The organism is Methylococcales bacterium, from assembly GCA_030949405.1.
Taxonomy (GTDB): domain Bacteria; phylum Pseudomonadota; class Gammaproteobacteria; order Methylococcales; family Methylomonadaceae; genus WTBX01.
The window spans coordinates 1810674-1829947 of sequence record JAUZSN010000002.1 but is presented as its reverse complement, the minus strand read 5'-3'; the positions used below and the strand labels follow the sequence as shown (position 1 = coordinate 1829947).

Here is a 19274-nt window from a genome sequence, read left to right as displayed (position 1 = left end):
TAAAAAAAGGGAATAAGTTATTTTACAATCTCTATTTAACGACTAAACACCCATTCAGTAGCGGTCGATAATGACGCATTAAAATGATAATTTGCCTCCTTAAACGCTTTAAGTGATTCCGCTTCGGTTAAGTGATTTTTTATAATAAAATTAACCATTAACCCACGTGCGCGTTTAGCATAAATAGCAACTACCTTATAAATACCCTGTTTATTTTCTTTAAAAGAAAGGGTTAAAATTTTAGCGTTTAAATGGTTAGGTACAACAGCTTTAAAATATTCATTAGAGGCTAAGTTAACCAATAATGGCGACGTATTTGCTAAATCTTGATTCAGTATTTCAGTAATTTGAGTCCCCCAAAAATTATACAACTGTTTGCCCGCCTTATTTTCAAGCCGTGTCCCCATTTCTAAGCGATATGGCTGCATTAAATCCAAAGGACGTAACACGCCATAGAGTCCTGATAAGACGCGCAAATGCTGCTGTGCAAACTTAAAATCGTCATCACTATAAGCCGCTGTATCAATCCCTTGATAAACATCGCCTTTAAAGGCTAATAAGGCTTGTTTAGCATTTTCAAGCGAAAAAGGCGACTTAAACGATTGAAAACGTTGCCAGTTAAGATGACTTAATTTTTCACTTATTTTCATTAATTTGGCTAAATCCTCGGGTGATAATTGAATTAACTGTTCAATAAGTTGCTCGCTTTGATCTAATTGTCGAGGGATACTAAAATTAGTCTGTGTCGTCGATGAAAAATCTTGTGTTTTAGAAGGAGATATAACAACAATCATTAAAAAATAGCCATAGAAAAAATAGAAAAACGTAATTATCACTATAAATTAAACAAATTCCTAAATCTTGCCTTTTATTTTTTAAATAAAGAAATTTATGCTATTGTTGAATTATTTGCAACCAATCACGTCAATGAAAACCCTACCTGCACCCAGTTGGATTAATTTACCGAGCTTAGGTCTAAGTTTAAAAACATTATTTAGTAGTTATCTCATTATTATTGGTTTTGGTGCCTTGCTTGCCAGCGCGCAATTATTAATGACGCATGGCATGGCTGATGGCAAATTAGGTCTCTCTATCGACGATATTGTCTATAGTTATCACGGAGATCCCAAGCACAGTAAAATTGAAATAAAACTTAATGGTTCTATGAAGGATAAAGCCCCTCAAAAAGAGCGCGTGAAAATTATAAAGTGGATACATAATGGCACGTCTAACGAAGAATGGCATAATGAAATCAAAACAATTTTTGATAACCGCTGTATCTCCTGTCACAGTACTATACCTGGACTACCTGATTTTACGCAATTAGAACAAGTCTTAGCGGTCTCTAAACATAGCAAAGGCATTTCTGCTTCAACATTAACCCGTGTTTCTCATATTCATATTTTTGCCATTGCTTTTATCTTTTTTTTTAACGGTCTTATTTTTAGTTTATCGGTCGGTATCAATCGCGAATTTAAGGCATTAATGATTAGCCTCCCTTTTTTCTGTTTGATTTTTGATGTTTTTTCATGGTGGTTAACTAAAATTAATCCTGAATTTGCGTGGATAACCATGGTTAGCGGGATTAGTTACACCTTAATTTCTGCGTATACATGGACTGTTTCGATGTATCAAATGTGGATTTTGCCATTGAAGGGTAAAAAATATACGATCAATGCTTGGCGAAACTAATTTTTATACGTCACTATTTCTTCTTTAAATTTTATGAAACTAATTACATTTACCCATAATCAACAAACCCGTATTGGTGCGGTTATTAACAATAAAGTTATTGATACCTTAGATAACCCGAATATAGCGACTAGCATGATAGAGTTTCTCGCCCAAGGTGATGACGCATTAACTCAAATACGGCAACAAATAAAGACGGCCACGACTTATTTAAACTTAAATGAGGTTAAGTTACTTGCCCCTATTCCGAATCCCAGTAAGTTTTTGGGTATTGGATTAAACTATGCCGACCATGTTAATGAAACAGAACGTAGTCAGCCTGAGTTTCCTGTCTTTTTTAATAAACAACCGAGCTGTATTATTGCCCATGGTGAGGCCATTCATTTACCGAAAGTGTCTGATAAATTAGATTATGAATGTGAATTAGCCTTTGTGATTGGAAAACGCTGTCGTCATGTGCCTAAAAATAAAGCCCATTTAGTTATTGCAGGGTATACGATTGTAAATGATGTCACCGTCCGTGATTGGCAAATTCGCACACCAACGTGGACTATGGGAAAATCTTTTGATACGCATGGGCCTATAGGGCCTTATTTAGTGACTGCTGATGAAATTAGCGACCCACATCAATTAAATTTAAAAACATGGGTCGATGGCCAATTACGACAAAGTTCAAATACCGCACACATGTTATTTAATTGTTATGAAATGATCGCTTATTTAACGACCGTGATGACGTTGGAGCCAGGCGATATTATTTCGACAGGTACGCCAGCGGGAGTTGGGGTTAAAATGAGTCCACGTGGTTATTTAAAAGCAGGGCAAACTGTAAAAATTGAAATTGAAAAAATAGGTATTTTATCCAATCCTGTTATTGATGAACCTGATAATTTAGCCCTGTATTAGTCCTTTTTTTCACCAAGACAAGCATTCATTAATACGTTTTTTATCTAACGCATTAATAGATTTCACTATTTTAAAACACTTGAGTTCAACGCATAAAAAAAGGAAGCTAACCTAAATTAGTCCCCTTTCTTATTATAGATAAAATTATATCCTAAAACATAATTATCTAACTCTTGTCGATCTATGCAGCAACTAGTGCTTGACCTTTCTTTCGTTTTTTAGACAAACCAATCAAACCTAAACCAGAACCAAATAACCAAATTGCGGCTGGAATGGGAGTAACCACACCAATGTTATCAAGTGTTAAATCAACGGCATTAGCTGATTGAGTCACATTAAGCTGAATAGAATCAACTGAACCCCAATTAAAAGCTGCATTTGAAAATGAACTAAAACTCACTCGCTGATCATCGCCTTGAATTAAATTATTACCCGAGACAGTTGTAGTTTGACCAAATGTATCACGTAGAACCAACCCAAGAATCACCTCTCCTTGATCAATGCTTAAAATATCAAATGTAAACGCCCCTTTACTTACATCAGAAACACCCTGTAAAAGGTTTTTTCCGCCAAGACCCGCTCCATTTGCATCCCAAGTTACTGAACTACGGATTTTTGTACCCGAATCAGAACTATACGCAAAAACACCAGCAACTACTGCTGTATTTCCACCTAAGTTTCCTGATACATAATTTGTATCAGTAGTTCGGTAATCACCAATAATCTGATCGCTAGGTGTTGCTTGAGTTGTTCCACCTGCATTTTGATTACCAACACCAACCCGATATACTTCAACACTGGGAAGAGCAGGTGTATCAAATGTATCAATCATCAACCGACTTCCCGCTCCAACAACAGATGCAGAAGCTTGACCAGCCAGAGCAAGAGTCGCAACAGTCGCTACTAAAAGTAACTTTTTCATGACTTTCTCCTTAAAAAATAATTTTAAAAAAATTCCAATAAATATTTTCAATGTTTACAGAAAATTCTCGGAATCTCTAGGCCGATTATATTGTAATTACATAATTCAAAGCAACCCTAATTTTTATATCATGAGTAATTCGTTCATTTAAAATTAATTATAACAAATAACAAACCTTACTATCTTTATTGTTTACAGTATTTTTTAACTTATTTATCAGTAGGTTATATTAAAAAACCGGAGGATCTTCATATTTTATATGATAAAAAATCACATTTTTTTTACTATTTATATTTAAAAATAACATTTTTAAAAAAGGAATCAAGCAAGCAATGCCACTTATATTAAAAGCCAGAGTTTTTAAAGAAATCAAGATTTTTTCATTGATTTTATGATCAAAGTACCATCCCGCTTAAAATAATTATCACGCTTTATTATAAGAATAATGCCTCTCAGATAGCTAACTTCGCTCATCACTCCTTAAGTTGTAACGAAGGCTGATTTAAGGCGATGAGTGATAATTCGATGCCATTTGTTTTTAAATACTTATGTATCTTATGACTTAAATTAGTAAGCGTTAATTTTTTTTCATTAAGCTGTTGATATTTAATCATCAACAAAAGTTGGCCTAAAAATTTATTCTCGACATAATCAACTTGTTTAAAATTAAGAGTAATCGTCTTATTTTTTTTCAAGCTTTCTATGAAAATATCCCTTATTTCATCTTTATTTTTAAGCGTTAAATGACTTGCTAAAATAATTTCAAGCTCGCCATTACTTTCGATTAACGTATAAGGTTTAACCTCGGCCTCTGAAACAAGATTTTTGCTTGCCAATGCATAATTCGTGAGTATTTTAATAAATCCTAACCCATCAAAAAGATAACGCGTAAATAATTTAGGTTCTTTTAGAATACGCCAAACCCATTCTAAGCCTATTTTTTGAACATTTTCGGGCGCTCTTTTTAATGTATTCGTAAGAAAATGAATCGTAGCCCCTAAATAACTAATAATCGGAGCATTAATTTTATATTTATTTTCCATAATCCACTTTTGACCTTTATTAGCACCCAATGCAACCAATACAAAATCAGGTTTTGAATCATTAATATCATCAATGTTTTTAGGTCTACTTTGTTCTTTAACCGACCCAAATCCTGGGTCTTTTGCCCCTGCGTAGTTTATTCCTGATTGAGTCTGGCTGAATTTTTCTTTAAGCTTATCCAATGTCGCTTTTTCACCTCCAAAAAAATACATTGAAACAGAATGACGACCCTGATTAATTTTTTCAGCCAGCGTTGAGCCTTGAACAACCTCAACCAAAGGTAAACCAATTCTTTGAGCCAACCAAAGTAAAGGCACGCCATCTATGCTACAAAGTTCACTTAAGAGTATACTTTTTCTAAACTGCTGATCGCTCAATGACAAAATAAGTAAATTAATATTAATCGTTGTCAATACGGTTTTAGTCTTACTTTCAATTCGCTTATGAATAGTTTCAATTGTTTCTTCTAAGGTTAAATTATCAATAGGCAGACCATGTAAGCACCATATATCCCGATTGAAATCGTGTTGCAACGCATTATCATCATAATTCATTATTCTATTCCTAAAAATCAAGCAAGTATCGTTTAAGAGCGACTCGAATCATCTCGTTCCCAGACAGTTATTTTTCTTATTATTTGGTATTTTGCACGAACTCTAGTAATGATATTTATCCCAACATAAACCATAATTTTTGGCCATTGTTTGAAATTTAATAAAAAATCAATGAGTGCTGTTTGATAATTTTTAGCTTCGTTAGAAATTAAATCAGGAAATTTTTCTCGTAATTCATAGCACCCAACCCGACTACGGGTCGTAATCTTAATTAGACTCATTAAATCATGAGGCGCCGTAACGGTTGAATAACAATCGACTGTTAAAGGTCGTTCCGATTCGGTAAATAGACAACGAACATAACCATCATCTGCAATAATATCAGGAAATTTTTGAAAACGTTCACGGCCTTTTTTAGAAAGGGCATAAACACCACTTCCAATCATACCCGCCTTACAATAAGGTAAATTCAGCCAAACCTCATAAAAAGCACGCACAAACCACGAGCTTGAGTCTAAATCCATCTTAATGCAACTTGAGGTCGCCAAAAATTTTTCATCCGTCAGAGTTAAACAAAGCGCGTTAACCGCCTCAATCGTTAAAATAACATCGGCATCTAAATAAATTCGAGGATAAAATGTGGCCACTTCATCCCCTAAATTCAACGCGTGACTTTTAGAGGCAACCTCCGTTTCTAAACAGGTAATTGTTGAATCAAAGGCATTAACAAGGTCGGCGGTTTTATCATGACAGCCATTACAGACCACAATAATTTGCACCTTATAATCCGAATTAGGACGGGTTAGCGCACTTAAACACCGATTAATACTGGCTTCTTCATTATGGGCTGGAATAATAATTGAAATATTTTTTTGATCCATAACTTTAAACTCTAATTTTAGAACGCAACTGTTTGTATAATTTTTCAAGACCCAAGGTCAATATTCCCTTTAAACCTGACTGTATTTGAAACACAGGGGTGACTTCCGTTTCCTCGCCGCCCATGCGTTTTTTAAATTGATAAACAGGGGGGTTTTCTTCAGGGTTGATTCCCCCTAAATCATACCATTGGCATCCTTGTTTTTTTGATTCTTCGATCACATGCCATTGCAACAAATAAGCCGCCCCTAATTTTCTTCCGACATCATTAGTTGCCCCTAAAATATAAACCGAGGTATCTCCACTTATACTTGAGACATGACCCGATATAGGCAATTCATCCTTGTAAGCAATCGCAATGTGAAATTTTTCTTGCTCAGGCGAATTTTCCTGAACCGCTTTAAAAAAATGATTATCCATATCAATATCCAGTCCTTTTCTCTGCAATAAATCCGTAAAAAGACCTTCAAAATCGGTAAAAAGACTGAGTTCATTACCCGCAACCACGGTAATTTCTTGCTTTTCACTTTTATTTAATATATTTCGCCATTTTTGATGGAGGTTTTTCCGAATTAACGCAAGATCAGGCGATAAATCAACCAATATAGTGGCATTGGTTTTTCCCTGTTCAATAAAACCCAATTGATGATAAATAGTCGCTTCATCTGCAAACATGGAGGCCGTTTTAGGTCGTAAAAAAATGCGTAAAACTAGGCCGCGTTTCGTTACATAGGCTTGTTTAATCACCGTTAATACGGCCGTTAATGTCGTGCCAAGATCTGTTTGACCTTTATCAATCATTGCGCCACCACTGATATAAGCAATGCCGCCTAATTCAAAGGGGATTTTTTTAACTCGTACATTAAACATCGCCACTATCTTTTGATTTTCATCAAGCACGGCTATTTGATCCGAATCGGCATTAACTCGTTTTGCAGCCTGTTCCCCATACGCCCAATAGTGCATATAGCCATAATCATTAAATTCTTTTGCCGCTGAAAGCCAGTCTGTTTGATTTAATTGTTGTAATTGATAGGTCATTATTTCCCCAATCCTTTTTTTAATACCTTAATCAGGTGTCTAAAATAAAACAACCACGCATAAGAACCCGCCACCGTTAACCGAAATTCAATCGGCCAAACCGAAGGTTCCATGATAAATCGTCCCATTTTTCCTTGAGATTGCGTATTATCCAGCAATTTTTCTTCAAGGGTTAATAAGTGGGTTAAACCACAACGCGTTGCGACATTGGAAACCTCCGCATTAAACGCCCCATGCGGAAAAGCTAACACCGTTACTTTTTGAGTTATTAACGCCTCTAAAATTTCTTTAGAGTCTTTTAATTCATTTTCCAATGATTCCGCATTAAGTGTTGTTAAACTGGGGTGGGTATGAGTGTGGCTCCCTATAGAAATTAAAGGATTTTTTGCCAATTCCGTTATCTGCTCTTTTGTCATCAACCTTTCATGCTCATCATGATGTCCCGTATTTTTTAACCAAGCGGGTTTCCCTCCTAGATAATCCGTGACCACATAAATCGAAATAGGAATTTGATAATCCTCAATCACAGGGATTACATTCGTTAATACATTTTCAAACGCATCATCAAAAGTTAAAACAATTGAAGGTAATACGGAGGACGCTTGTTCTGAATGGTCGTTTTCTAAAGCCACCACTCGCGGAGCAATCTGCGCTATTTGACGACGAAAAGCCGCCGCATCCTGATCCGTTATTCCATGATAACAAAGTACCACGCGTTTAGATTTAAACAGTAATCCACCTAACGAGACACCCCAAACCATCGTTGAAACAATAAGATATAAAAATCGAACGATTTCACCTCGATTACTATAAACCATTTAACCTTCCTCCAATTCCAATAATGTTTGTTCAATTAACGCTTCTCTTTTTAAATCAAATAGTTTTGAGGGCGAGGGTTTAATCGTTGTCACTAAAGGTTGCCGAACGTTTAATTTACCGATTGAGGGCTTAAGAAAAGAAGCAATTTCTTCAACAACTAATGTGGGCTGTAAACACAGTTTTTCGTAGTTTACGATTAGTCGTCTATTTTCACCAATGACTTTAAACCCCGCCTCACTGTCTTTTCGTAAAAAAATAAGTTGCGCGCACGCTTGTTCTTCTAATGACCGACCACACCATTGATCGACATTACGAGGCTTAACCGACCACCAACCTTCCTTGTCCGCTTTAGGGCCCGCTTCATACTCACGCGCTCGAACGATGGACCGAACATTCGCTTTCATCTCTCGCCGAAGATCTATAAATAAACAATTTGGAAAAGCCGCATTAAGAAATTCTATATGCACGCTGTGCATCACATTTTTATTAATAAAAGGGGCTTGTTGAATATGTTGTAATTTTTGTATCACCTGAGCCGCTTCCGATAGGCTCTTTCTACGCGACTCAATCTCTTCTTTACCTAAATAGCCAAACTCAGGAATCCAGCGATCCCATAAACTGCCGGCTTCACTGGGCGCACCGAAGCCTTTAACATAACCAAATTCACTTTTTTGTCCCCCTTGCCAATGGGTTTTAAAACGATGACTTAATTTGGAAATAGCTAAGGGGGTTTGAGGAAAGGTATTTGCTAAATTAGTAAAATACGAAAAGGTATAATGACTAATTAATAACTCATAAAGTAAGGTTGTCCCTGATCGTGGTGCTCCTAATATAAAAACAGGCGGCGAAAGCGGCTCAGAAGAATCGGAGTTAAGCAATAGCGTTTCTAAAGGTGATAATAGTTGCTGTACACTGCCTCGAATGGCTGATTTTAAAATTTTTTTCACGGTTAAATCTCTTTTTCAATACCGATTAAATACTGAAGCAAATAAATAAATCGAAGCGGGGATATTTTTAAGGATTCCATTTTATCGGCCTTTTTAGGAACTAATAATTTACAAACCAAAAAAATACAAGCACGAGGCCCATCTCGCAGCAGCATAAGTAAATTAGCAATCGTTGCCACTAAAGCTCCGCGTGTTTTTTTAAAAACCATCAATCCGCCTTTGGCAATTAAGAGTTCTTTTCGATAGGACAACGTCGAGCTACAACCGCCCCCCGTATGAATGATCGTATTTTCAGGATAATAACGAATTTTTTTACCCGTTTGGCTAATGCGCCAACACCATTCTATTTCTTCCCCAAACATAAAAAAATCATCATCCATCCCCCCCACCTCATCAATAATCACATGGGGCAACAACATAAAACACCCTGCAACCACATCAACATCATGGTGTAAATTCGTATCAATCCCTGCATAACGCGAACGACCTAAATAAGGCAGTGTGCGCATTATTTTATAAGGGATAAATAAATTAATCAAAATACTGGTTAAAGCAGGAAAACGAATCAATGTCGATTGAATTTCCCCCGTTTCCCATAAGACTTTACACCCTAAAACACCCACTTCAGGATGATCCATAAGATAGGTAAGCGAATAATCAATCGCTCTATCCGTAATTAAAGTATCAGGGTTAAGCACTAAAATATAGTCGCCTTTGGCGGCCTCAAACCCAATATTATTACCCGCAGCAAATCCTAAATTAGCCCCTGTTTCAATCACATTAACGCTTGGAAACTTATTTTTAATCACAGCGATGGACTCATCGGATGAATCATTATCAACCACAATAATTTCGTAGCTATTATTTCTAGTTTCTTTAATAATGGATTCAATACACGCGGTAATTAATTCACCCGCATTAAAATTCACAATCACAATCGAGACTAACATTTTATTATCCTTTAATCCGTAGTTTTTCTTTGGCCGCTTGTTTTGCATCGTTAATAACGGTAGCCGCAACCGACACGCTTGCCCCCGTCAATAAAAAAAAAGCAATGTTAGTTTGTCCAAAATAAGCGGCTGCAAAAAAGCTCATCGTATGTGTAAATAACATCACGCCCGATGCCCATAAAATCCATAAATCAGATTTTGAAGCCGCTTTACGTTGCGCTTCGCCTAAAATCCCATAAGTCCGTTTAATAAACGTAATAAACAAGATCATGCCGACAATCCCACCCCGCACGCCTTCCAATAAATATTGATTGGTCATATCCTGCATCCCAAATGCCCAATGTCGGGTTGATAACGTCCCTACCATCCACCATTCATTGAAATGATTAATAGATTGCTGAATTAAATTAGAACGATGCCAACCTGTCGATCCCCCACTTAAATCAATTCGAGAAATAAGATCCCATATCGGAGCTTTCATTGCAAAATGAAGGGTCACTAAGAAAATAAATAATAATTTTCTCATCATGCGCATTTGATGGCGCACTTTAAAGGCCATAAATCCTAAAACAGTGAATAAAATAACCATAATAGGGGTACTTGAAGCCGTATTAGCCACAATAATAAAAATACAGATCATATAAAGCATGACCCGTGATTTCGAGGCAAATTTTCCATACCAAATCCCCCCCAGCCACGGCAATAACGAGGCCCAAAAAACCCCCGCCATAATCGGATGTGAAAAGGGCCCTTGACAGCGAAGTCTACCCTTACGAATCATGGTGTTTTCAGGAACCCCGCCCAAGACATGAAACATATTTTTTCCCGTTGCACGCTCAATCAGAAAAAAAAAAATAACATTGGAATTGCAATAGCACCGATGGCTAAGGATAAACGTTTAATATCCTCCGTCGTACGAATGTAAACCCGCCCAACATAGTAAGCTCCAACCGTATCAAGCATATAACCCGTTCGGGTAATAACCCCTGATGGCCCTCCTTTTAAAATTCCGTAGGTAATAATGCCAAAACCCATCCACCAAAATAATACTTTATCAGGCTTTTGTATCTTAAAATAACGACTTTCCCCGGTCATAAACATCCGTGCGAGTGAGACCATCACTAAAATCCGCACAAAACTAAAATCAAGGGTTGCAATCACCAATCGCTGCGCACTTGGAATCGAGACCATAAACAAAACCATCGGTAAAACAACCCGCTCACGGGGCTGTTTAAAAATAGCAATCGCACAAATAACTAAGAGCGCAATGCCGATGGGGTGAGCAATAGTTTCGCCCCCAATCGTATGTCCCTTACCAAACTGAGTTGTAGACATATTATGAGTGGTCGAGCGTCATTATTAAGTGAGTTCTTTGTATCATCTCTTTATTTTTATTACGCATGAAATTTGGGCTTATTTATGTAAAATACGGTGTTTTAATTGACGATAAATACTAATTAATGAACACGGCGCTAATGCGTAAAGCAACGGTTTAACATAATAAAAATCGAGCGGGTGCAGAATAAAACACTGCCAACCGACATAAAAAGCCTCACCTAATCGTTGTTTACTTTTTAGGTTTAAGACACTTTTCATGCAATGTGGAATAATATGGGTATCCGCATCACGATGTTTGAAAAAAGTCGATGGTTTTTGAAATGAAATTTTAAATTTTTCAAAATCCAATTGCCGCCGCTGACAGGCTTTTTCACGGACACTATTAATATGGCGGTTATTCTTAGTGGCATCTTGACGAATCGTTGAATCATAGTTGATTCGGTAAGTATAAAGACATTCCCCCAAACACATCATCGGAAATTGCTCACCAATGCGTAAAACAAAATCTACGCCTTGACCAATTCTTAGGGATTTATCAAAACGCATTCCCTTTATCAGTGAAAGTCGATACATCCCTGTCGCATCATGGGCTGGAATTTTAAATGCTTTAATCATTTCATCACAATCTGTGGCACTCAGTTCCTCAAAACTGGGTGCAAATTGTATTTTACCCAAAATAAGATCATGTCCAATATAAACGGCGGCTAATTCAGGGTAGCGAAATAAGCACTCTAATTGTTTTTCAATACGCTGTGGATCACTTTTATCATCCGCATCTTGAATAATAAAATAATCCCCTTGCAATTCGTCAAAAGCTCGGTTTAAAGCGGCGGCTTTTCCTTGATTTTCTTGATAAATAATTCGTAGGCGAGCCTCCTTTAAATCACCGATCGTTTCCAGACAACCATCGGTACTGCCATCATTGATGATGATAATTTCAAGCTCGGTATAGCTTTGATTGATAATACTTAAAACCGCTTCTTTAAGGTAATCCCCTGCGTTATACACAGGAATTAAAACGGAAACTAACGGGGCTTTTTTTAACATATTAATTTTTCTCGGCAGACGATTCTATTTTTCTAATAACTCTTGCAGGAATTCCTCCAACAACAGTATAGGGGGGAACATCTCGCGTTACCACGGCATTTGCACCGATAACGGCGCGCTTTCCAATCGTGACTCCTTTTAAAATAGCAACGCCTTCACCAATCCAAACTTCATCTTCAATAACCACAGGCGTGGTTGTTAACCCACTACGAATGGGGGGAACCGCTAAGTCATCTATTTCATGGTCATGATCTGAAATATAAACACGTCCCGCAATTAAAACATCGTTACCAATCGTAACCGATTCCGCTGCACCACAATGAAAATAAAATTGAATCGAGGTTCTATCACCGATCACTAATTTAGGGGTTTTACCCGCCCAATCACCAATCGTTTCAAGCCTTGCTCCTTTACGAATATTAACCCGATCACCCACTTGTATTGCCTGAGGTTGAAATAACAAATCAGGTTTATGTAATACGGCTCGCGTTCCCCACGAATAAAATCGTTTGGAATAAAAAATATAACTGCTCAGTAATAAGGTTAATCTCTTTATTTTTTGGATTATTTTCATGTTTAACCATAAATTTGTTTGTGTAAGTCACTTGAGTCACTTGTATTACTTAGGAAAAACAAAACCAACTTTAATTCCATAAGGCCACAAGCCATTGATAGGTAGCTATCTGGAGCGGATTGACAGGGATAATATTGAGATAGGTAAACGAAACAACAGCAATCAGGATAACAAGACCAAAAGCGGCAAAAAATATATTTTCATGATTATATTTTATAATGCCGAGGCAGTTATCAATTTTAAAACGCAGCGGTTTAAATGTAATAATTTTAAAATAAGGGATAATCATGACCCCCATAATTAGAGTCACCGCGATACCAATTCCAATTAGGGTGATAAATTCATTTTTTACCGTGCCAACCCAAATTAAATAGGTCATGCTAAACAAAACAATAGCATAAGAAAAAATTCGTCGCATAGATTGCAAATAGACTTTACCACTCATTTCTATTGATTCAAGGGTCATTATTTTTAAAACAACATAATAGAAGGACAATATAACGCTATAAGCCATTGCCATCCCAATAATACCCATTTTATCAACGATATAATAGCCGACAACCAATAACAACAATGACATCAATAGTTTAACAATATTTAAGGGAACAATTTTTCCCTTAATCATTAACACAGGTTCATCTGCAAAGGAAAAGCTCAAAAATAAAATATACACACTAAATATTTTAATCAGGGGAACCGCCCCTAACCACTTTTCCCCCACCACTAAAACCACTAAAGGTTCGGTGGTAAAAAATAAAAAAAACTAAAAAAGGCACGGTAATTAAGGCGACAAAGGCTGAGATCCGCAAAACATTGGTTCGAATCTGTTCTGGGTTATCTTGCATTAAGGCAAATGCAGGCATCAGCATTCGTCCTAAAACGGGCCCCATTTTTTCAATCGGGTAGCGTGAAAGCCGAAACGCCATCGTATAGATCCCTAATGCTTCTGAGCCTAATAATTTCCCGACTAAAAGGTAGTCTATGTTTTCTGAAAAAAAACCGAATTAAATTATTAACCGTTACATGCATTCCAAAGCCAAATAAGTCTTTAAACCGCGCATAGGAAAATCGAAATTTTGGCTTCCAGCTCATCCAAAAAAAGGTGGCAACTACTGTAACAATTTTCATACTCAACTGCTGAAAGACCAAGGCCCAAACCCCTGCCCCTCGTACCGCAAAGTAAATTGCAACACAGCCTGAAACAAGCAAACTAATCAGGCGAATAATGGAGAGCTTTTTATACTGTAATTTTTTTTGTTCTAATGCAAAAGGGACAAAGGTGTAAGAGCCTATAATAAAGGCCAAAGCCAAGACACGCGAAAGATCCGTTAATTCAGGTTGATTGTAAAACTGGGAAATATAAGGTGAAATTGCGTAAATAAACACATAAACAATCACCCCAAAAACAATCCCACCCCAAAACGCCGTATCACAATCTAACGCATCAATTTCTTTTTTCTTAATAATACTATAAATTAAGCCACATTCTGAAAAATACCCAAAAAAACCGGTAATAACGGACACCATCCCCAGTAAACCAAATTCTTCAGGCGACAGAAAGCGAGCCAGTACTAAGATTAAAACAAAACTAATTCCTTGTGCGCCGAACTGAGAAATTCCATTCCAAAGCCCTCCATTAATTATTTTCTTTTTTAAACTCATACGTCTCTAACGGTAATTTTCAGGAGGGTTCGGCAACATAATTTCAACGTGAAACGTTATAAATAATCGTGATAATGACTTGGGATGCTTTCAGACTTATTTAATACCGTGCCTAATAAGCTAACTTCTGAGAGCATTTTCAAGCTATTCTTTACCTCTTCAGCCGTATTTCCCCCCTCTTCAATAACGAGTAACATCGCATCATAATAATCTATACTGGCTAAGACATCATCCGACCCTAGAATGGGCGGTAAATCAAACAATGTAATTTGGGGATGATAAATATTTTTTAATTCCCGAACTAAACGTTGCATTTTAGGCGCTGTCATCATTTCTGATGAATTGCTTATTTGACCCCGACCGGGAAGTACCGCCAAACGATCAATTTGAGGGGTAATTAATATGTCTTCCAGCGACGTATCTGAAACTAAAAAATCCTTAACCCCTAAAGTGACCTCTAAATCAAAATAGTGATGAATTTTTGGGTTTCTTAAATTCATATCCACCAATAGAATAGTTTGATTAAGCTCCATTGCCATAACCATAGCAAGATTAACCGCAACCATTGTTTTTCCCGAATTTTTCGTTGGGGCGGTAATGGCAAAACTAGTCCACTGATTATCTTTTAATTTTTTAAGTATTTTAGTTCTCAATATCTTAAACGTATTAATTTCTAAGGTATTATTTTGCATAGCAACAATACGACGCTGCTTTAAAATATCGTCACTCATAGGAAGCGATTTAGAATCTGTTTTCATACGATCTATTTTTTATTTTATTCATAGTAAAAATTACCAAAAAAATTAAAGATTACCCAAAGAAACCAGTAAATCACTCCAAAGAAAGTAGAGTTTCCTATAAACAACGTGAATAGCAAGGGTAACAATGATTAATACGCTAAAGCTAAAGACAATAAGTCCCAGGCTTCTTTTATCTTTCTTTTTTCTATCTAAATCAAGTTGATTACTAATATAAGGAATTACAACGAGCGGATCTACCCCTGTTATAGCGGTGATATTTTTATAACTTCTAATTTTTCCATCTAATAGTTCAACTAAAAAGCCTAAAACGAGTCCAACCCCGATAGCGCCGCCCAATCCCATTAATAAAAATTTAAGTCGTTTAGGACTTTCTGGTTTCGTCGGCTTTACAGGCTGTTCCAGTAATACAAATTTTTCGGCCTTCTGTTCTTCTTCTAATGATTGCGATAAACGGGCCGCTAAGGCTTTGGATTTTAATTCTTGATATTTAGTTTTATAGTTCTCAAGGTCACGAACATAAGCATGATAACCTCGCTCAACCTGTGCGGTTGCTTCCACATAGGATTCTGTTTTTTCTAATTTTTTCTTCAAACGTTCTTTCTGCTTCACAATTTCTTGTAAGCGAATTTCCGCAAGTTTTATTTCATCTTGTACCTGTAAATAGGGCGGATTATTAATGGTTATCCCTGTTTTTTTAGTCTGTCCATACCCACTACTGGTTTCTTTTTGCTTAAAATTATCAATGCGCCGTTGTAACGATTTAATATCAGGGTGTGCCTTTGAATATTTAGTTGATAAACTTTCAAGTTTCGCCATCAGCATAGGTAATGTAATAATAGCCTCAGTCTCATTCCCCGTATTAATAGCCAACACAGGGCTAATTGATAATAACTGTGTTCGCAAGGTAATTTCCCTTGCCACTAACATGGTTCTCTCTAATCTCAACTGGGACAAATTAGTTTCTATTCGATTAATGGATGATAAATTAGTCGCGAGTAATTCAGGCAAACTATATTTGTTTTTTGCCTTATATTCCGCCATTTTTGTTTCAGTTTTTTCAATTTCGAGAATAAATTTGTGAGCTTCATCATCAAAAAAGGTCGTAGTATCCAAGGCATTTCGCTTTCTGGTTTTTCTATTTTCTTCCAAAAATAAAGTAACCAATTCAAAGGCTATTTTTTGAGCTATGCGTGGATTTTTATGATCAAACGAAAGTTTAAATGACAAGGTGGCTTTTGACTTTTTCCCTCGAACAATCACATCTTGTGGTTTGACTTCAAAATTAGTATGACTTCTAAATATATCCGCTAAATCGGAAATATTTAACTTCTTGTACTGTTCTGAATAAAGATTAAATTTATTAATAATTTTACTTAAATTATTAACAGTCATTAGTTTTTGTCTATTTTGCTCAATACGTTGACTTACATAACTTACAACCGATGTTTTCACATCCAATGGAATACTTTGTTGTTCAATCGCAATCGTCGCTTCTGAGCGATATAAAGGGGGTAAACTAAGCGCGATAATGATGCTTATTTCCAATATAATTAATATCGGAATAATAATAATTCGTTTGCGTCGTTTAAGTATATTGACATAATCTGCTAACGATTTGCCATTTTGTGCTGTTTCTTCTTCTGTTTCCATGTTTATCTCGCGATACTCAAACCCTGCCAATTATAATTAATCGACACCATAACAGAATTAGAGGCAACGACCGCTGAATCACTGCCTCTATCTTGTTGTCGATAACGATAATTCGCCGAAATTCGCCAGTCTCGTGCTATTTTCCAGTTAATTGAAGGTTGTAATACGCTATTTTTACGGACGCTTGTTTGATCTGAATTTGAGCTTGCCGATTTACTTACTTGATAAGAGACTAAAAATCCTGCGGTTAGATGCTCACTTAAATCATAATCTAAATTTAAACTCACTCGGTTTTGCTCATTTAATTGTCCCGTACTTGAGGGAACGAGAGAACGACTGACATTTAATTTAACGCGGTATAGTTCAGCCTTGTAATTGATCGCTGTGTTGGATAAAAACCCCATGCCTTTCGTTTTATCTACAAAATTTGCCAGCCTATTTTCGGAAGCGGTCATTCTTACGCCTAAAGAACTTGAGAGCTGTAAATTTTCAGACCACCAATAAGTACTCGAATAATTAATGCCATAACTATTACTGAGTGTTGCTCGAGTTGAATTTTGTGAACTAAACGTTGAATAAAAAACACTGATTGAACTTGAATAACGTTCTGTCCATTCGTGCGACCACGCAAGACTTATATTTGAATTTTTATTATCACTAAAATCGCCTTTTGAATAAGTATTTTCTGAGTAACTAGGTAATAACGTCAACCGATCAAGTTCAGTAAGCTGGTAGGCATAAAATAGGGCGACGGAACGCGTCATTTTTTCAGCATTTGACGTGAAATTACCCGAATCCTCTTCTGCGGTATTTCTAACGGGAGCCATATTTAAACTCACATTTCCGCTCCAATAACTTCGTTCTGTTTTATAATTCCCTTTGAGCTGATATTTTTGTGAATCTTGATTAAATGAACTGATACTTAAATAACGCTGTATCCCGTAATTAATGCTGCCACTAATTTCAGAAATCTCCGTTTTATGTGAGAAATTTAGGGCGGGGGTTAGCTTGTAAATAAGCGATCCTTTCCCGTTTTCTTCCATTCTTACATTATCATCATAAGACGTAGACTGCTTAATTTTTGCATCCATCGACCATTCAGCAGAGTGAACCGTGGGTATTACTGTCATCATGATAAAAAAACACAATAGCGGTTTAACGTGTAAAAACATTACATTACAAAAATAACATTAAGTATATAGACATAAGTGCTTTAATAACCGAAAAAATAAATAGGCGTTAACAATAACGATTTAAAAATGTAACGTGTCCTGCATCTAATCGCTTACTATAACTGATTTTAAGGAACAACAATCACATCCCCTGTTTTTAACAGATGATTTTCTTTTAATGATTCACCGTCTTCTATATCGCCATAACGAAAGGGGATTGAATCAGAAATTCCATTTTTCCGACGTAATATTAAAATATCATTTGACTTTGCAAAGGGTGTTAACCCACCCGCAAGACTTAATACTTGCATCACATCCATCGGTTGATACATTAAAAAATGACCTGGTTTTTTAACTTGCCCAATAACATAGACAAAATTTCCTTCGGCTAATTTAACTGATACATTAACCGTGGGATCAGGAATTGTTTCTGATATTTTTTCAGTCAATTCGAGTTGAACATCATTAACGGTTTTACCCGCCACGACAATGACACCGACAAGAGGAAAACTAATACTTCCATCCGGTAAAACGCGTAATTCACGCAACATTCCTTCTTCTTTCCAAACAGAAACATCTAAAATATCACCGGCATGAATTTTATATTGATAAGGTTCTGCCTGTGTAGTAGGCAACCATAATGCGATAAATAAAAAACCTAAAAATTTCATAAGCGAATGCATAAAATATATCAATAATTAAGGGCTTTAATTATAGCCTAAAGTTTTTTTTTCGTACGATTTTTCACCCAAGAATAGGAAATAAATAACTGATGGACGCTTATTTTTTCAATATTTGCACTATTTCTTCGCTCTAACCTATAATGCTTAAAAAATACAAATGCTTGAGAGACTTAATTTATTATCATCCTTATCTTAAGTGACTAGCCTATCAACTAAAAATATCTATTTTTTACTTCATTAGGTCACATTCATTATTTTCCATTTTTCAATTTTAAAGTTAAGTACCTAACGTAAATATTTTCGGGTCTTTTTAACGTTCAAAACATGTTTTTAACGCTAATTTTCACGATAAATTTTTAAACTCTATGAAAATTCATACTCGATTACTTAAAATCTAAAAATACTCAGTTACTTTAAAAGGTCAACAAAGTCAATACTTCGGACAGTTTTAAAAAAGATAGCGGTCTTAATTCTATAAGGCATTGATTTTAAAGGGTTTTATATTTACGAGATGTGTTGGTAAATTCTTTTTTAAATCAATGGGTTACAAAAACTGTCCGAACTATTGCAAAGTATGTCTTTATATTATTAATATTATTAAATTATTCCCATGCGTAAATTTCTATTCCAATG

21 protein-coding genes are annotated in these 19274 nt (G+C 36.0%); 2 read left to right on the top strand and 19 right to left on the bottom strand.

Annotated features, from left to right (window positions below):
- Positions 1–35: 35 nt before the first annotated feature.
- Entirely contained in the window at positions 36–794 is a 759-nt protein-coding gene (gene yaaA / locus Q9M50_09465; GenBank protein ID MDQ7090860.1) for a peroxide stress protein YaaA, read from the bottom strand.
- A gap of 133 nt (positions 795–927) precedes the next feature.
- Between yaaA and Q9M50_09460 the strand changes: the two genes are divergently transcribed.
- Together Q9M50_09460 and Q9M50_09455 are read left to right on the top strand one after the other, a co-directional pair.
- Entirely contained in the window at positions 928–1692 is a 765-nt protein-coding gene (locus Q9M50_09460; GenBank protein ID MDQ7090859.1) for an elongation factor-1 alpha, read from the top strand.
- Between the two features lie 33 nt (positions 1693–1725).
- Positions 1726–2598, top strand: coding sequence for a fumarylacetoacetate hydrolase family protein (locus Q9M50_09455; protein MDQ7090858.1), 873 nt, complete (start codon positions 1726–1728; stop codon positions 2596–2598).
- A gap of 181 nt (positions 2599–2779) precedes the next feature.
- On the opposite strand, the gene Q9M50_09450 is transcribed toward Q9M50_09455, so the two are convergent.
- From Q9M50_09450 to Q9M50_09365, 18 genes are all read right to left on the bottom strand, one after another.
- Positions 2780–3520: a hypothetical protein gene (locus tag Q9M50_09450; protein ID MDQ7090857.1), complete on the bottom strand. Its 741-nt coding sequence runs from the start codon at positions 3518–3520 to the stop codon at positions 2780–2782.
- A gap of 473 nt (positions 3521–3993) precedes the next feature.
- Positions 3994–5118 carry a WecB/TagA/CpsF family glycosyltransferase gene (locus Q9M50_09445; GenBank protein ID MDQ7090856.1) on the bottom strand — a complete coding sequence of 375 codons (1125 nt, stop codon included), beginning with the start codon at positions 5116–5118 and terminating at the stop codon, positions 3994–3996.
- A 32-nt stretch (positions 5119–5150) separates the two neighbouring features.
- On the bottom strand, positions 5151–5999 hold the full coding sequence (locus tag Q9M50_09440; GenBank protein MDQ7090855.1) for a glycosyltransferase: 849 nt from the start codon (positions 5997–5999) through the stop codon (positions 5151–5153).
- A 4-nt stretch (positions 6000–6003) separates the two neighbouring features.
- A complete protein-coding gene (locus Q9M50_09435) occupies positions 6004–7038 on the bottom strand; it encodes a peptidoglycan bridge formation glycyltransferase FemA/FemB family protein (GenBank protein MDQ7090854.1) in 1035 nt (344 codons plus the stop codon).
- On the bottom strand, positions 7038–7856 hold the full coding sequence (locus Q9M50_09430) for a polysaccharide deacetylase family protein (GenBank protein ID MDQ7090853.1): 819 nt from the start codon (positions 7854–7856) through the stop codon (positions 7038–7040). The genes Q9M50_09435 and Q9M50_09430 overlap by 1 nt, the downstream gene beginning before the upstream one ends.
- The gene (locus Q9M50_09425; GenBank protein ID MDQ7090852.1) at positions 7857–8804 is read right to left on the bottom strand and encodes a sulfotransferase; all 948 of its coding nucleotides are present in this window, start codon (positions 8802–8804) and stop codon (positions 7857–7859) included. It abuts the gene before it with no gap.
- A gap of 2 nt (positions 8805–8806) precedes the next feature.
- Positions 8807–9754 carry a glycosyltransferase family 2 protein gene (locus Q9M50_09420; GenBank protein ID MDQ7090851.1) on the bottom strand — a complete coding sequence of 316 codons (948 nt, stop codon included), beginning with the start codon at positions 9752–9754 and terminating at the stop codon, positions 8807–8809.
- A gap of 4 nt (positions 9755–9758) precedes the next feature.
- Entirely contained in the window at positions 9759–10571 is an 813-nt protein-coding gene (locus Q9M50_09415; protein MDQ7090850.1) for a hypothetical protein, read from the bottom strand.
- Between the two features lie 23 nt (positions 10572–10594).
- Positions 10595–11089: a hypothetical protein gene (locus tag Q9M50_09410; protein MDQ7090849.1), complete on the bottom strand. Its 495-nt coding sequence runs from the start codon at positions 11087–11089 to the stop codon at positions 10595–10597.
- Between the two features lie 78 nt (positions 11090–11167).
- Complete coding sequence (locus Q9M50_09405) at positions 11168–12139, bottom strand: glycosyltransferase family A protein (GenBank protein MDQ7090848.1); 972 nt, start codon at positions 12137–12139, stop codon at positions 11168–11170.
- Between the two features lies 1 nt (position 12140).
- Entirely contained in the window at positions 12141–12713 is a 573-nt protein-coding gene (locus Q9M50_09400) for an acyltransferase (protein MDQ7090847.1), read from the bottom strand.
- A 70-nt stretch (positions 12714–12783) separates the two neighbouring features.
- Positions 12784–13434, bottom strand: a complete 651-nt coding sequence (locus Q9M50_09395; GenBank protein MDQ7090846.1) for a hypothetical protein — start codon at positions 13432–13434, stop codon at positions 12784–12786.
- Entirely contained in the window at positions 13397–13696 is a 300-nt protein-coding gene (locus Q9M50_09390) for an oligosaccharide flippase family protein (protein ID MDQ7090845.1), read from the bottom strand. The genes Q9M50_09395 and Q9M50_09390 overlap by 38 nt, the downstream gene beginning before the upstream one ends.
- Positions 13608–14375 carry an oligosaccharide flippase family protein gene (locus Q9M50_09385; protein MDQ7090844.1) on the bottom strand — a complete coding sequence of 256 codons (768 nt, stop codon included), beginning with the start codon at positions 14373–14375 and terminating at the stop codon, positions 13608–13610. The genes Q9M50_09390 and Q9M50_09385 overlap by 89 nt, the downstream gene beginning before the upstream one ends.
- 56 nt (positions 14376–14431) lie before the next feature.
- Complete coding sequence (locus tag Q9M50_09380; GenBank protein MDQ7090843.1) at positions 14432–15133, bottom strand: CpsD/CapB family tyrosine-protein kinase; 702 nt, start codon at positions 15131–15133, stop codon at positions 14432–14434.
- Positions 15134–15178: 45 nt separating this feature from the next.
- A complete protein-coding gene (locus Q9M50_09375) occupies positions 15179–16786 on the bottom strand; it encodes a Wzz/FepE/Etk N-terminal domain-containing protein (GenBank protein ID MDQ7090842.1) in 1608 nt (535 codons plus the stop codon).
- A 2-nt stretch (positions 16787–16788) separates the two neighbouring features.
- Positions 16789–17919: a hypothetical protein gene (locus Q9M50_09370; protein ID MDQ7090841.1), complete on the bottom strand. Its 1131-nt coding sequence runs from the start codon at positions 17917–17919 to the stop codon at positions 16789–16791.
- A gap of 167 nt (positions 17920–18086) precedes the next feature.
- Entirely contained in the window at positions 18087–18641 is a 555-nt protein-coding gene (locus Q9M50_09365) for a polysaccharide biosynthesis/export family protein (protein MDQ7090840.1), read from the bottom strand.
- Between the last annotated feature and the right edge of the window lie 633 nt (positions 18642–19274).

What these genes read in the sequence shown, in the direction of transcription:
- Q9M50_09380 (MDQ7090843.1), bottom strand. Translation starts at nt 15,133, where the DNA reads ATGAAAACAGATTCTAAATCGCTTCCTATGAGTGACGATATTTTAAAG.
- Q9M50_09410 (MDQ7090849.1), bottom strand. Translation starts at nt 11,089, where the DNA reads ATGTCTACAACTCAGTTTGGTAAGGGACATACGATTGGGGGCGAAACT.
- Q9M50_09440 (MDQ7090855.1), bottom strand. Translation starts at nt 5,999, where the DNA reads ATGGATCAAAAAAATATTTCAATTATTATTCCAGCCCATAATGAAGAA.
- Q9M50_09415 (MDQ7090850.1), bottom strand. Translation starts at nt 10,571, where the DNA reads ATGTTTCATGTCTTGGGCGGGGTTCCTGAAAACACCATGATTCGTAAG.
- Q9M50_09435 (MDQ7090854.1), bottom strand. Translation starts at nt 7,038, where the DNA reads ATGACCTATCAATTACAACAATTAAATCAAACAGACTGGCTTTCAGCG.
- Q9M50_09400 (MDQ7090847.1), bottom strand. Translation starts at nt 12,713, where the DNA reads ATGAAAATAATCCAAAAAATAAAGAGATTAACCTTATTACTGAGCAGT.
- Q9M50_09455 (MDQ7090858.1), top strand. Translation starts at nt 1,726, where the DNA reads ATGAAACTAATTACATTTACCCATAATCAACAAACCCGTATTGGTGCG.
- Q9M50_09375 (MDQ7090842.1), bottom strand. Translation starts at nt 16,786, where the DNA reads ATGGAAACAGAAGAAGAAACAGCACAAAATGGCAAATCGTTAGCAGAT.
- Q9M50_09370 (MDQ7090841.1), bottom strand. Translation starts at nt 17,919, where the DNA reads ATGATGACAGTAATACCCACGGTTCACTCTGCTGAATGGTCGATGGAT.
- Q9M50_09420 (MDQ7090851.1), bottom strand. Translation starts at nt 9,754, where the DNA reads ATGTTAGTCTCGATTGTGATTGTGAATTTTAATGCGGGTGAATTAATT.
- Q9M50_09365 (MDQ7090840.1), bottom strand. Translation starts at nt 18,641, where the DNA reads ATGCATTCGCTTATGAAATTTTTAGGTTTTTTATTTATCGCATTATGG.
- Q9M50_09460 (MDQ7090859.1), top strand. Translation starts at nt 928, where the DNA reads ATGAAAACCCTACCTGCACCCAGTTGGATTAATTTACCGAGCTTAGGT.
- Q9M50_09445 (MDQ7090856.1), bottom strand. Translation starts at nt 5,118, where the DNA reads ATGAATTATGATGATAATGCGTTGCAACACGATTTCAATCGGGATATA.
- Q9M50_09430 (MDQ7090853.1), bottom strand. Translation starts at nt 7,856, where the DNA reads ATGGTTTATAGTAATCGAGGTGAAATCGTTCGATTTTTATATCTTATT.
- yaaA (MDQ7090860.1), bottom strand. Translation starts at nt 794, where the DNA reads ATGATTGTTGTTATATCTCCTTCTAAAACACAAGATTTTTCATCGACG.
- Q9M50_09385 (MDQ7090844.1), bottom strand. Translation starts at nt 14,375, where the DNA reads ATGAGTTTAAAAAAGAAAATAATTAATGGAGGGCTTTGGAATGGAATT.
- Q9M50_09450 (MDQ7090857.1), bottom strand. Translation starts at nt 3,520, where the DNA reads ATGAAAAAGTTACTTTTAGTAGCGACTGTTGCGACTCTTGCTCTGGCT.
- Q9M50_09405 (MDQ7090848.1), bottom strand. Translation starts at nt 12,139, where the DNA reads ATGTTAAAAAAAGCCCCGTTAGTTTCCGTTTTAATTCCTGTGTATAAC.